Consider the following 15,551-nt stretch of genomic DNA (forward strand, 5'->3'; position numbering starts at 1 on the left):
ATTACTCGTCACTCCTAACTCATCACTCTTAACTCCTTACTACATTTGCAGTTGCTAAGGCTTCTACTAAGCTACGCACGGCAGCAATCATTGCCACTTCGTTATTGAGTTGGTTGATGGCGGAACCAACACCAACACCAGCAGCACCAGCCGCGATCGCTAATGGGGCGGTAACGCTAGAAATACCTGATGCACACAATACTGGCACTGACACTACACAGGAAATCTCAAAAGCTGCTGCCAACGTAGGAGCAGCTTTTTCAATTAATCCTAAAGTTCCGGGGTGAACTGGGTTACTGCTAGTACCGCCTTCGGTTTGGATAATATCTGCTCCAGCTTTTACCAGTTCTTCTGCTAACTGTACTTGCTGATCTAGTTCTAGGATATGGGGAACGGTTACAGATAGGGTGATTTCCGGCAGGAGAGCGCGAGTTTGCTTAGTCAACGCTAGCACTTCTGGAGCCTCAAAGCGGCGTCCTTGAGCATAAAAAGAATCAAAATTCCCAATTTCAATTAAATCAGCACCAGCTGCCACAGCTTGCACAAATTTTTCTGGATCTACTGCTGAAACACAAACTGGTAAATTTGTCAAACTTTTAGCTAGCTGGACTAAAGCTGGATCGGCAGCAATATCGACAAAAGTAGCACCGCCAAATTCAGCAGCTTTGACAGTAGCAGCAACGGTAGCGGCGTCGAAGTTATTCAAACCGCTGATCACTTTTAAAACACGGCGGTTAGTAAATGCACGTTGGAGTGTGGAATGCATCGTCATAGTTTAGGTTTTGAAGCTAAGAAAATTAGGTATATTCTACCGTCCCTCAGTTGATTAGAGGCTATATCGCTACGGCAGTTGTCAAAAATTGATAGTTTTATCGTAAATTAAGGGGTTTAAGATCCTTACCTTTACATGTAGTTCCGAAGCGGAGTCGAAACCACTCCGTTCATTTACCCTGTCGGAAGCAAGGTACATTAGTGTTTAAATCTGCGTCTGTTCGCATAGCGTGCCTTAGGCAAAATGTCTTTAATTTTGAATTTTGAATTGTTAACACTATCCTAGTCAAACTCTGGAGGCCACAAATCTGCAATTGGTACTTCCCACCCTGGGAGCAGTTCGGGAACTGTTAAAATATCGCCATCACGAAGTATTATTGCCTCTTGTCCAAAATTGTAAACTTCAACAATTCGCTCATCTGGATTGAGCAAAATTCCTACCTGAGTTCCTAAACTCAGAAATTCTTGAATTTTGGCTCTCAGATCCTCTAAATTGTCGCTAGGGGACTTCACTTCGACAGTCAAATCAGGAGCCAATTGAGCAAAAGACTTCGGACTGCGACGCAAACGTTCGGCTAAAACAAATGAGGCATCTGGTGCGCGCAAGTCTGAATTAGGCAACCTGAAACCGGCGCTAGAAGCTGCTGTTCGCCCGAGTTTGCGCGGTCTAACCCAGTTACGTAACTGGGCTACCATTTCAGCTGCAACCTCATCTGATTCGTATCCTGATGGACTCATAACAATAATATTACCCTTGACTAGTTCCATCCGAAAGTCGGGATACTGTTGCTGCATTTGTTCCAAGTCTTCAAGGGTTAGGGACATAAAACCTCTGATTATCACACGCTTTGTATCTATATCAATTATGGAGATAACAGACCTCTCCAGGTGCGATCGCCCCATAAATTCCCTAGTCATCGCCAAACCTGTCATTGCTATCTTGCGGAAACTAGAAATATGCGATCGCACCAAGCCGCAGTTTTAGCTATCCAAAAAGCATTAGTAGCACCATAACTGTTAATAAACTAATCTACTCAAATTTCAGCTAATCCATCATGATTTAAGTGGAAATGCAGTTGCCTTGTCATTAGACTTAGTATAAATTGCTATAGAGAAAAGCTATGACTAAAAAATAGCTAACTTTATTGAAGGTGTGCTTGGTTATATAAAAATTAAAAATATTGCGGCTTTAACCCATTAGCTAAAAGGTTAAATCGCCGACTTAATTTGGCAATGGAAGCGAATGTAGAGCCATTCACTTTCCGTTTTGTTCTGCACGAAAAACACTACCAAGCTAAAGCTAACAAATAAATATCTTATTCAATCTAAATTTCTATTTAAGGATTATGACCAAACAGCCAGAAAACAATCACCATAATACCAGAAAAAACTCTACTAAAAAAATACTAGAAGCAAGTACAAATATTGTTTTCATAGATCCAAAAGTTATAGATTACCAAAGCTTAGTAGCTGGTATCATCCTCGGCAGTGAAGTCGTTATTCTTGATCCCAATAGAGATGGTTTAGCACAAATCACCGAGTTTCTGGAAAAACGTAAATCAAATTCAGTTCAATCAATTCACATTGTTTCCCACGGAAGTGCGGGAAGTTTGCAACTAGGGTCAGGCAACCTCAACCTCAGTAACCTGGATAGCTATGCAAATCAGTTAAAAAAGTGGGCAAGTGTTTTAACTGAGAATGCTGATATTTTGCTATATGGCTGTGATGTAGCCAGTGGTGAAGGCACAAAATTTGTCCAGCAGATTAGCCGAATTACTGGAGCAGATGTTGCCGCTTCCACAGACAAAACCGGAAGTGCAGCTTTAGGTGGCAACTGGGATTTAGAAGTGAAAACAGGGAAAATTGAAACTTCCCTGGCATTTCAACCGGAAGTAATACAGGCTTACCAATCGATTTTGCCAGCTAGTTTTACTGGCACATACACTCAAAACTTCAACACATTACTTGCTTCTGGAACGTCTATTGCTTGGACTAATGATTCAACCATTCCAGGCTGGTATTCCACAAGAACTACTTATAACGCTGGTTCTGGCACTAATAATACAGGTGCAATGTACAGTTTTGGTACGACCACAGATCGGGCACTTGGTTCTTTAGCTTCCGGTACTACAGGAACTATTTATTATGGGTTGCGCCTCCAAAATAATACAGGTTCACCAATTACTAGCTTGCAAGTAAATTATACAGGTGAGCAATGGCGTAATGGTGGCAATACATCGCCGCAACAGCTGAAATTTAGTTATCAAACTGGGTCGACTGTTGCAAGTTTAACAACAGGAACATGGACGCCTGTTACATCGCTAGATTTCACCGGGCCAATTGCAACTGCAACCCCAGGCGCCTTGATTGGCAATCAAGTTGCCAATCGAACTGTCATAGCACCTGTAATACTTAATCTAGCTACCCCAATAGCTAACGGTGAAGAGATTATATTACGTTGGGAAGATATAGATGATGGAGGCAACGATCATGGTTTAGCCATTGACGATGTATCTGTCAAAGTAGATGGCACCACCTATATAGTAACTAATACCAATGATAGCGGTGCTGGCTCCTTAAGGCAAGCTATTATCAATGCCAATAACGATCCAGGGATTGAGACAATCATCTTTGATACGACTGGAATATTCGGTGATGCCACCCCCGACACCATTACCCTCACTTCTGGGGAATTGAATGTTACTGAAGGAGTGATCATTCAAGGAACTGGGGCTAATAAACTTACCATCAGTGGTAACAATACTTCCCGTGTTTTTAATAGCAGTGCCTCCCTCTCAATTGATGGGTTGAACATAACTGGGGGAAATTCAGTAAATAATGGTGGCGGCATCTACAGCACCAGTAGTGTCACACTTAGTAACAGCATTATTTCTGGCAACACTGCCAGCACTAGCGGCGGTGGTATTTACAGCAGTAGTAGTGTCACACTTAGTAATAGCATCATTTCTGGCAACACTGCGAACAGTAACGGCGGCGGTATCTACAGCAGCAATGCCACTATTAGCAATAGTACTTTTTCTAGCAACACTGCGAACAGTAACGGCGGCGGTATCTACAGCAGCAATGCCACTATTAGCAATAGTACTTTTTCTAGCAACACTGCAAACAGTAGCGGTGGCGGCATCTTCAGCAACAGTATTCTCACTATAAGCAACAGCACTATTTCTAGCAATACAGCTAAAACTTATGGTGGCGGCATCGACACCAACAATGCCACAGTGAGTAATAGCACTATTTTTGGAAACACCGCTGATAGTGATAACAACGGTCAAGGTGATGGTGGCGGTATTTATAGAGCTGGCGGCACGGTTAGCATTAGCAATAGCATCATTGCTGGCAATATTGACCCAGGTAATCAAGGAGCTGATATCTATGGTAGCAACTTCAATGGTAATGCTTACAACCTGATTGGCAAAATTGCCGGTAAATTGTCTGGGACTCTGGGCACGGGTACAGATATTATTAACCCCAATCCTGGACTCAAACCGCTAGGAGATTACGGTGGTTCTACACAAACTCATGCCCTAACCTTTTCTAGTCCTGCCAGAAATGCAGGCGATCCGGCTTACAGTGGTGGCTTAACTACTGACCAACGCGGTATGGATTTTAACCGTATTGAAAGTGGGAGAATTGACATTGGAGCATTTGAATATGTGCTTCCAAAAGTCAACTTTGGTGCTGCTACGTACAATACAACAGAAGATAGTACCGCCACTACAGTAACTATTTCTGTTACTTTAAATGCCTCTCCTGAAACAGCTGTCACAGTTCCTATTGTCGTCAAAAATAGTAGTACGGCTACTAGTGGCAACGATTACACTTTTTCGCCTACTACTATCTCTTTTGCTGCTGGAGCAACAGGCGCAAATTTAACACAGCTAATTACTTTTACTATTAACCCAGACGATTTACCTGAGAATACAGAGACAGTTGTACTCAACTTCGGTACGCTAACAGGAGCGGATTTGGGGACAATAACTGAAACTAGTCTAAATATTGCTGCTAATGATGCGATTCAATATGCAATTTCCACTCCTACCTCAACTTTAACAGAAGGTAATAGCGGTACTCAAACTGTTAGCTTTACGGTTACTCGCAGTGGTGGTATTGGTGTAGCTAGCACCGTAGATTATGCTTTTAACGGTACGACAACTTTTGGCAGTGACTATAACAATATTCAAGTTACGGGTGGAGGAAGTGCTGCATCTGGGACTTTAAGCTTTGCCATTGGGGAAACCACAAAGACAATTACAGCCGATGTTTTGGGTGACAACACTTTTGAACTTAATGAAGACATTACTGTTACCCTGAGTAATCCCAACCTCACAGCTGCGCCGGAAAGTTCCACAATTACTAACAATTCAGCTACAGCAACCATCATCAACGATGATAACCAACCAACTATCAGCATCTCGGATGTCTCGGTTACTGAAGGAAACACAGGTGCAACAACTAACGCTAACTTCACTATCACTCTTTCTAATCCCAGTTCTCAACAGATTACTGTAAATTACAACACAAGTGACGGCACTGCTAATGCTGCTGACTCAGATTACAATTCTACTCCGGGAACGATTACTTTCAATCCTGGTGAAACCAGTAAAACCCTTAGCATTGGTGTTGTAGGCGATAACAAATTTGAAACCAACGAGACATTTTCTGTCAATCTTTTAGGTGCGACAAATGCCACAATTACTGATAGTTTAGGAGTTGCTAACATCATCAATGATGACAATCAACCAACTATCAGTATCTCAGATGTTTCTGTTGGTGAAGGCAATACAGGTACAACGACTAATGCTAACTTTACTATCAGTCTTTCTAATCCCAGCTATCAGCAAATTACTGTAAATTACAACACGAGTGATGGTACTGCTCAAGTTGCTGACTCTGATTACAACTCTGCTTCAGGGACGATTACTTTCAATCCTGGCGAAACCAGCAAAGTTATTAGCATTGGTGTCATCGGTGATAATCAAACTGAAACTAACGAGACATTTGCTGTCAATCTTTTGGGTGCGACTAATGCCACGATCGCAGATAATTTAGGAGTTGGTACCATCATTGATGATGACAACCAACCAACTATCAGCATCTCGGATGTCTCTGTTATTGAAGGCAACACAAGCACAACAACTAATGCTAACTTTACTATTAGTCTCTCCAATCCCAGTTCTCAGCAAGTTACTGTAAATTACAACACAAGTGATGGGACTGCCCAAGTTGCTGACTCTGATTACAACTCTGCTTCAGGGACGATTACTTTCAATCCTGGCGAAACCAGCAAAGTTATTAGCATTGGTGTCATCGGTGATAACCAAACTGAAGCTGATGAGACATTTGCTGTCAATCTTTTGGGTGCGACAAATGCCGCGATCGCAGATAATTTAGGAGTTGGTACTATCATCAACGATGACAACCAACCAGCTATAAGCATTTCGGATGTTTCAATTACTGAAGGCAATACAGGAACAACTAACGCTAACTTTACTATTACTCTTTCCAATCCCAGTTCTCAGCAGGTTACTGTAAATTACAACACAAGTGATGGCGCTGCTAATACTGTTGACTCAGATTACAATTCTACTCCGGGGACGATTATTTTTGCTCCTGGGGAAACTAGCAAAACTCTTAGTATTGGTGTCATCGGTGATAACAAATTTGAAACTGACGAGACATTTGCTGTAAATCTTTTGAGTGCAACTAATGCCACAATTACTGATAGCTTAGGAGTTGGTACTATCATCAACGATGACAACCAACCAGCTATAAGCATTTCGGATGTTTCAATTACTGAAGGCAATACAGGAACAACTAACGCTAACTTTACTATTAGTCTCTCTAATCCCAGCTATCAGCAAGTTACTGTAAATTACAATACGAGTGATGGTACTGCTCAAGTTGCTGACTCTGATTATAACTCTGCTTCAGGGACGATTATTTTCGCTCCTGGTGAAACTAGCAAAACTCTTAGTATTGGCGTCATCGGCGATAATCAAACTGAAAGCAACGAGACATTTGCTGTCAATCTTTCGGGTGCGACAAATGCTGCGATCGCAGATAATTTAGGAGTTGGTACTATCATTGATGATGACAACCCAACAACTGTCAGTATCTCGGATGTCTCGTTTGCTGAAGGTAACACAGGCACAACCACTAATGCTAACTTTATCGTCACTCTCTCCGCAGCGAGTTTGCAGCAAGTTACTGTAAATTACAACACGAGTGATGGCACTGCTAAAGTTTCTGACTCTGATTACAATTCTGCTTCTGGGACGATTATTTTTGCTCCTGGGGAAACCAGTAAAACTCTTGGTATTGGTGTTATCGGTGATAATAAAGCTGAAACCAACGAGACATTTTCTGTCAATCTCTTTGGTGCTACAAATGCCACAATTACTGATAGTTTGGGAGTGGCTACGATCATAAATGATGACCAACCTCCAAGCATCAGCATTGCAGATGTATCACTCAGAGAAGGCACAACAGGGATGACAACTAATGCTAATTTTGTCGTCACTCTCTCTAGTGAATTCTATCAACCGATAGCCGTAAGTTATAGCACGAGTGATGGTACTGCCCAAGAATCTGACTCAGATTACAATTTTGGTTTGGGGACAATTGTTTTCAACCCTGGTGATACCAGTAAAACTATTAGTATTGGCGTTAGAGGTGATAATAAAGTTGAAGCCAATGAAACATTTTTTGTCAATATCTATGGCGCGGCAAATGCTACCTTTGCTAATAACCAAGCAGTCGGTACTATCATCAATGATGACCACCAAGCTTTTTAATTTTAATACTATATAAAACAGCAGTCAAAATTCAGAATGGGCTACGCTAACAGTCCTATACAATGATTATAATTTCTATATACGTGAATATTTAATTTCCTGAAAGCCTTATTTGATTAAGGTTTTGCTAAATCCACTCTGATTCAGGCTCGTCAATATTTAGATGCGTTTGCCCTATCATCAGGTTGACAAGTCAACATTTTGTAGAAGGAAATTACGAACATTTGAAATGAAATAGTCAAAGTAAACGAATATCGTTGCTTGTCGGAACGTTTTTTAAGACTTTGGTTGTGTTTTCAATACTATCTTTCTGAGTCGCTGCTCGAATTAAAATTTCAAAGATATTCTTCTGTTCACACTTACCTTGAGATTTGATTGGAATATTTTTGTTAAACAGTTAACTACTTCGTTCAACGTTTTACTATCAGTTAGAATTGGGGTAGTTGTAGTCATAGCCAAACTAAATAATCCTCAGAATCAAAAATTTTGCGTCTTTATCCCCATACTTTACAAAAATTGCATACCACAGCACCAGAACTATGTTCTGGTGGGAGCGTTACCCTTAACTTTTTAGCTGATTAATTAGTTTTACTTATTAAAAAGTAGTCAAGAGTTTTTTAAGTAAATGTATCTAAAAATACAGTTTATTTGAAAATAATCTGTATTTCAGCTATCGTTCTGTGCGCGATCGCCAAACTTTTCAGTCTACTGATTCTCGCTTACGGGTTTGAGCCTAGCTAGGGTGTTGACTCTGTGCCTTTTTAGAGGGTAAAAATCCATGCAAAATATGTGTAGTCATTGCGAACGCGAGTGCGTCTCGTAGAGAGCGGAGCGAAGCAATCGCTGGGGATTGCTTTGCTACATTTCATTTCGCTCGCAATGACACAAAAGTTGTATGAACTAAAAATGGGAAAATTCCATCAAAATTAACAGCCTAGTTTGAGCCTCATGGCTTAACTTGCGAGCGTATGCTTGACTATCTGTAATATTAGGTCGTGAGTTGATAACACCTTCGCTCTCAATACTTTTCGGGTTTTGGGAGAAAGGGGAAGGGGTAAAGGTAAATTCAAACCCTTACCCCTTCCCCTTTAACCTTTCCCCAGATCATGGCAAATCAAGATTAATACTCACTCTGGTTATCCTCTGTATGTTTGGTTCTTAATTGATAGAAACTTGAGCAAAATTTATCAACCAATTGATGACTAATCTTTTTCTAGCATTTAAATAACAGCTGCCTCTGGAATTGCACCTTGCATTCTCCCGAAAGCATCAATCAAATTTTGCAATTGTTGATCCGCTTTAAAAACTCCTAACCCGCGCACCGTAACTTTCCCAGGAGAATACACAAAGCGGGTCTTGAGATTGTCTGGTAAATTCGCCGCCAACAAATTCCAAGCAGGTTCTTCCATTGGCGTTTCTAAAACGACGTGCTGCTTTTGTTCTGGCTTAATGCGGCTAAATCCGAGTTTTTTCGCTAGCTGTTTGAGTTCCATGACTCGCAAAAGTTGATTTGCAGGGACAGGTAAAGTACCATAGCGATCGCTCCACTCGGCTGCAATTAGCTTTAATTCTGATTTAGATTTGGCTGTAGCCACTGCTCGGTAAGCACTCATCTTTTGATCCAAATCGGTGATATAATCTGCCGGAATAAACGCCGTCAGGTTGAGGTCAATCTGGGTATCCTCCACTTTCGGAATTTCTTGTCCTCGGATTTCCCGAATTGCTTCTTCTAGCATTTCCATGTATAAATCAAAACCGATGGCATCCATTTGACCGGATTGTTCTGCACCTAGCAAGTTACCCACACCTCTGATTTCCATATCGCGCATCGCTAGCTGATATCCAGAACCTAACTGAGTAAATTCCTGAATCGCTCGTAATCGTTGCCGCGCTGCATCAGATAACGTCCGCTGTTTCGGATAAAATAACCAAGCATGAGCTTGTATCCCTGCACGTCCCACACGACCGCGTAATTGATACAACTGTGCTAATCCAAAGCGGTGAGCATCTTCAATCAAAATCGTGTTGACTCGTGGAATATCTAAGCCAGATTCAATAATTGTCGTACAAACAAGGATATCTGCATCGCCATTGCTGAAAGTGAGCATGGTTGATTCTAACTCGCTTTCATCCATTTGACCGTGAGCGATCGCAAATCTAGCTCCTGGTATTACTTCTCGTAAATTGGCTGTTGTCTCTTCAATGCCATCCACTCGTGGAACTACATAAAATACCTGTCCACCTCTGTCTAATTCTTGACGAATTGCGGTACGGATACTTTCGGAATTAATCGGTGACAAATGGGTTTTAATCGGTCGTCTGGTTGGGGGTGGCGTGGTAATCAAACTCATTTCCCGAATTCCCGATAAGGACATATACAAAGTTCGGGGAATGGGAGTGGCGGAGAGGGTAAGCACGTCCACTTGAGTTTTCAAGCTTTTAATTTTCTCTTTCTGATTTACCCCAAATCGCTGTTCTTCATCTACCACCAACAGTCCTAAATCCTTGAATGCCACACCTTTACCCAAAAGTTGCTGTGTGCCAACAACTACATCTAGTTCACCAGTTGCCAATCGTTTTTGAATATCGCGCCGTTCTTCAGCAGAGCGAAAACGGTTGAGCAAACCGACATTTACGGGATAAGGTGCAAAACGTTCTTTGAGTGTATGGTAATGTTGCTGTGTTAAAATAGTCGTTGGCGCAAGGAGTGCCACTTGTTTACCGGCGGTGACTGCTTTAAAAACAGCACGAATCGCCACTTCCGTCTTTCCAAAACCGACATCGCCACAAACTAAGCGATCCATTGGGCGATCGCTTTCCATGTCGCGTTTTACATCTTGCACAGCTTTGAGTTGATCTGTCGTGGGTTGGTAGGGGAAAGAATCTTCTAGTTCCTCCTGCCAAGGCATATCACCTGGAAAGCTAAAACCTTGTTGTTGTGATCGCGCTGCATAAAGTTTCAATAAGTCCACCGCCAATTTTTTAATTGCTTTGCGGACTTTATTCTTGGTATTTTCCCAAGCTTTACCAGTCATTCGATTGAGTTCCGGTGCTTTATCACCTCCGGCGCGGAACCGAGATAAAGCCCCTACTTGATCGGCTGCGACTCTCAGTAACCCATCAGCATATTGCACCACCAAATAATCACGGGTTTCGTCATTAATCGTCAAACTTTCCAGCTTGACAAATTTACCAACACCATGATTTCTGTGAACTACATAATCACCGGGACGTAGTTTATTGGGATCAACTTGTTTAGAAGTAGCTTTGTGGCGCTTGCGGATATAGCCGGGAGTCGCCAAGGAATGCTGCCCAAAAAATTCTCGGTCTGTAACGATTACTACTCTATAGGTAGGCAGGATAAAACCTTCAAGTTCCGCAAGACCAGAATATTTTAGGGCTATGGGAATATGGTTGATTTGCAGCTTATCGATCGCTTGGTAATCGCGGGGATTGGGGATAAACTGAGCCGGACAATCATGTTCTTGCAACAGCGAGACAGAACGGGAAGGTTGAGCAGACAGCAGCCAAATCGAAAAATTGCGATCGCGTTCTTGGCGGATGGTTTCAGCTAGTTTAGCAAACTGGTGTGGCGTAGCTGGAACCGGACGACTGGCAAGATTGATCCCATTATTTTCCTCTGACAGTTCCGATAAATATAATGTTTTAAATTTGGCAACATCAGCCAAACACTCATCAAACGAACGGTGGATTTTCGGTAATGAATGGGGAGTAGGGGAAGAAGCTACCCCATTCCCTATTCCCCATTCCCTATTCCCAATTTCCCATTGTTCTTGGGCATTTTCTACCCAGCGATCGCTATGAGCATGGCATTGTTCTGGTTCATCAATGGCAATTAGGGTATTTTCTGCTAAGTAGTTTAGCAGAGATGCTGGTTGCTCAAATGCCAACCCCAAAAAGCGACGGCTACCCTCAATCAGCGATGAGTTAGCAGTTAAGAGTTCTGAGTCAGAATTTAACTCAGCACTCAGCACTCGGAATTGGGCACTCTTGTTGAGTGCTGCCATCACCACAGGAGTAAAGCTAGTGGGGGTAAGAATTATCTGGTCAACTTTGTCAAGGGCAGAACGTTGGGTTGCCGGGTCAAATTCCCGCATTTGCTCAATTTCATCGCCAAACCATTCCAACCGAACTGGAAACTCAGAGGAAACCGGGAACACATCAACAATATCGCCCCGTCGGCTCCATTGTCCTTCCATTTCCACCAAAGGCACTCTTTCGTAGCCCAAAATAGTTATTTTCTCACTGAAGGCATTCAAATCTAATTCCATCCCCTTTTTCAGAGTAAGACAGAATTGCCCAAAAACTTCTGGTGGAGGCAAATGAGGTTGCAACGCCCCTTGAGTAGCCACAATTGCCATCTTAGGTAATTGGAAATTAGGAATTGGGGGTTTTTCTTCCCCATTCCCCATTCCCCATTCCCCATTCCCCATTCCCAAATCTGCCAATACCTGCATTTGCCCCCAACTCATCTCAGTTTCCGGGTCAAAAGGTTCGTAGGGAGAAGCCTCAGAGGTGGGGTAAAAATGTACTGTTTGCCATCCCATTGCCTCCAGTTGTGCGTAAACGCGTCCAGCTTCCTCCAGAGTGGCGCAAACCACGAACAAATCCTTGCCCTGAGCCTGTGCTAATGCCGAAGCTACCAGAGTCTTGGGCAGCCGAGAAATGCCATTTAACCGCAATTCTTGTTGTCGATTCAGCTTAGAAATAAATTCAGTAGTGAGCGACGATCGGCCTAAGGCACGCACAATAGAAGAAAATGACATAAGTACTACTTAGCGATGGAAGTCTTTGTGGGTCAGAAAATCTTGAGGCAGTTTATGTCAACCATTTTAAAAGTGTTAACAGCTTTCTTATTGCTTCGCTGGAAGAATAATGCACAGCCACTAATAAACTTAAGAACTATAACTATTACTTTGTGTATAGTCAAAGCATTTATTGAAGCACCTTTAATACTAGATACTAGGGATTGAGCTACGTTCGCTCTGATAAACCGCAATTTTAAACATGTCCTCCATAACTTTTGAAATTTTAATCATTTTGGTGCTAATTATTGCCAATGGCGTGTTTTCGATGTCTGAGATGGCGATTGTCTCGGCACGGAAAGTTAGGCTACAGCAGCTTGCCAATCAAGGAGACGCTAAGGCAAGGGTCGCATTAAAACTAGCTGAGTCTCCAAATCATTTCCTGTCAACCGTCCAGGTGGGTATTTCCCTGATCGGTATCCTGACTGGTGCTTTTGGAGGAGCAACAATTGCTAGCCGAGTGGCAATATATGTGCGACTTATCCCCTTATTAGCACCTTATAGTGAACCGATATCCTTTGGAATAGTGGTTTTGCTCATTACCTATTTTTCACTCATTGTCGGCGAATTGGTACCGAAGCGTTTGGCATTAAACAACCCAGAAAGGATTGCCTCGATTGTAGCTATTCCAATGCAAGCCTTGGCGGCGATCGCTTCTCCTGTAGTCTTTCTCTTAAGTGCTTCTACAGATTTGATCCTGCGATTACTGGGAATTACAGCTTCTACCGAGCCGCAAGTCACTGAAGAAGAGATTAAAATCTTAATTGAGCAAGGGACTGAAGCGGGAACTTTTGAGGAAGCTGAACAGGATATGGTAGAGCGAGTCTTTCGTTTAGGCGATCGCCCTGTTAGCTACTTAATGACACCCCGTCCTGATATCGTCTGGCTAGATTTAGACGACTCTGCCGAAGAAAATCGCCAAAAAATGGTTGATAGTGCCTATTCTCGGTATCCAGTTTGTCAGGGGGGACTTGACAATGTGCTGGGTGTTATCCCTGTCACCGACTTATTAGCCAGAAGTTTCCGAGGCGAACCTCTAGACTTGACCATTGGATTACGACAGCCTGTATTTGTGCCAGAAAGCACCCGTGGCTTGAAAGTTTTGGAATTGTTTAAGCAAACCATCACTCACATGGCGCTAGTAGTGGATGAATACGGCGTGATTCAAGGATTAGTCACTCTCAACGACATTATGAGTGAAATTGTCGGTGATGTTCCTTCCACAGATGGACAGGATCAACCCCAAGCTGTCCAACGCGAAGATGGTTCTTGGCTTTTGGATGGGATGTTGCCTGTAGAGGAGTTTTTGGAACTTTTCGGTATGGAAGAGTGGGAATCAGAGGAACGCGGCAGTTATCAAACCTTAGGTGGTTTTGTGATCACCCATTTAGGTCGTATTCCTGCCGCAGCAGACCATTTTGAATGGCAAAGTATGCGAATTGAAGTGATGGATATGGATGGTAATCGTGTTGATAAGGTGCTAGTCGTACCTAAGGCAGTTAAATCAGCAGATACGAAAAAATCTGATTAACAAAAGGAGGTAAAGGAAGAATTATTGAAAAAGTCACTTCCTTGTCTCTTCCCAATCCCCAATCCCTCTAAGTGCGAGATAGACGTTTAACCGCTTCACCTGCCAACAGATGATGAGCTTGTTTTAGAAGTTGGGGGATCTTATCGGCGTGAGGATTGCGGGCGATAGATTGCCGTAAGTCTAATTCGTCTAGCCGATCGGCTTTGTTGCCGGGGAACCAGTGGCCACCATTGCCAAGGAGGTTGTAGCGCATTTTAGCGTACTCTACCAGATCGTAGGCGATCGCTAAATTCCGCAGCCACAAAATCACCCGAATATTTACCTCACCAGGGGTTTGATCAAAGGTTGGTAGATTTGTTTCCCAGGATTTTACCCAATCTTCTCCCAAAGAAGCGATCGCTTCTTTTTCCAACTTTGCTATAATTGGTGGCAAAATTTCTGATGCCCGATCGATTAATTCTAAAGTCTTCAGGTGTTCATCAAAATCTTGTGGTTTTGCTGCTCCTATGCTTAGGGTATGAACCTCTTGATGACTCAAACAAAATAAATCATTAAACACCATTGGACTCAACGGAGCGCAAAGATTTACTAATTTTTGTGGAGGTTCATATAACAAACCGCCTTTATTAGATGGACTAATAATAAACACACCCATGTCGTGGCGTTTGGCTGCTTCAATTGCTGCCCAATTCCATTGATTAATGTAGTACCAATGCAAGTTTACATAATCAAATTGATTGGTATTAATTGTTTGTACAATTAACTCTGTTGAACCGTGTGTAGAAAAGCCAATAAATCTAACTTTTCCTTCTGCTTGCAACTGCTGCGCTACTTCCAAACAACCGCCGGGACGGATGCTATCATCTAACGACTCAGGATGATTGATACCGTGCAACCCTAAAAGGTCAACATAATCTAGTTGGAGATTTCGCAATGATTGTTCAAATGTCTCACGGAATTCTTTCGCATCTGCCTTTGGGCTGATTTTGGTCTGAACAATCAATTTTTCACGGGGAAACTTGGGTAATATTCTCCCCAATTGCATTTCGGAAGTGCCATAGCCACGAGCAGTTTCAATATGATTAATTCCAACCTCAACTGCCCTTTTAATTGTCGCTTCTAGATTCGCCTGGTTATCAGCAGGAATTTCATGATTGGGAACATCCTCCCATTTGAACTGATATCTCATGCCACCGCAGGAAAACACTGGCATCTGTAATTCGGTGCGTCCAAATCGTCTATATAACATCAGTGGATTGTGGATTGTTTAGCAACTTAAAATTTGAAAACGACAGTCATTCGAGCTTTCAGTGGCACAATCTTTTCCTCTGTTCAATTTGTGACACTAGCAAGATTCATCCCATTATGAGATATGTCAAGCCTTTTAGTTATTAGACTTAACCAGTATTCCAGTTCCAGAGAGTAATTATCTCACGCTATAGCACAACACGGTTTAGATAAGCTTTTTTCCCCCTGCATCCCCTACGGATAAATTTCTTAACCCAAGCGTATTGCCCTATAGCAATCTTATCTGATTTATAAAAATTGCAAGGCTGGGATGCTCGACTTCTCTAAAAAGTTGAGCATCCCAGCAGTTTTGAGTTGTGA

The 15,551-nt window shown here is 42.4% G+C and carries 6 protein-coding genes; 2 read left to right on the forward strand and 4 right to left on the reverse strand.

What is annotated here, in order from left to right:
- Positions 1-28: 28 nt before the first annotated feature.
- Together FD723_RS23545 and FD723_RS23550 are read right to left on the reverse strand one after the other, a co-directional pair.
- A complete protein-coding gene (locus FD723_RS23545; RefSeq protein WP_179067530.1) occupies positions 29-772 on the reverse strand; it encodes a DUF561 domain-containing protein in 744 nt (247 codons plus the stop codon).
- 281 nt (positions 773-1,053) lie between these two features.
- Positions 1,054-1,596, reverse strand: coding sequence for a Uma2 family endonuclease (locus tag FD723_RS23550; protein WP_179067531.1), 543 nt, complete (start codon positions 1,594-1,596; stop codon positions 1,054-1,056).
- 521 nt (positions 1,597-2,117) lie between these two features.
- On the opposite strand from FD723_RS23550, the gene FD723_RS23555 reads away from it, so the two are divergent.
- Positions 2,118-7,586, forward strand: a complete 5,469-nt coding sequence (locus FD723_RS23555) for a Calx-beta domain-containing protein (RefSeq protein WP_179067532.1) — start codon at positions 2,118-2,120, stop codon at positions 7,584-7,586.
- 1,220 nt (positions 7,587-8,806) lie between these two features.
- Here the strand turns inward: FD723_RS23555 and mfd are convergent.
- Complete coding sequence (mfd, locus tag FD723_RS23560; RefSeq protein ID WP_179067533.1) at positions 8,807-12,373, reverse strand: transcription-repair coupling factor; 3,567 nt, start codon at positions 12,371-12,373, stop codon at positions 8,807-8,809.
- A gap of 241 nt (positions 12,374-12,614) precedes the next feature.
- On the opposite strand from mfd, the gene FD723_RS23565 reads away from it, so the two are divergent.
- Positions 12,615-13,943, forward strand: coding sequence for a hemolysin family protein (locus tag FD723_RS23565; RefSeq protein ID WP_179067534.1), 1,329 nt, complete (start codon positions 12,615-12,617; stop codon positions 13,941-13,943).
- A 67-nt stretch (positions 13,944-14,010) separates the two neighbouring features.
- Here the strand turns inward: FD723_RS23565 and FD723_RS23570 are convergent, their stop codons facing one another.
- Positions 14,011-15,192, reverse strand: coding sequence for an aldo/keto reductase (locus FD723_RS23570; RefSeq protein ID WP_179067535.1), 1,182 nt, complete (start codon positions 15,190-15,192; stop codon positions 14,011-14,013).
- Between the last annotated feature and the right edge of the window lie 359 nt (positions 15,193-15,551).

The organism is Nostoc sp. C052 (genome assembly GCF_013393905.1).
GTDB lineage: Bacteria > Cyanobacteriota > Cyanobacteriia > Cyanobacteriales > Nostocaceae > Nostoc.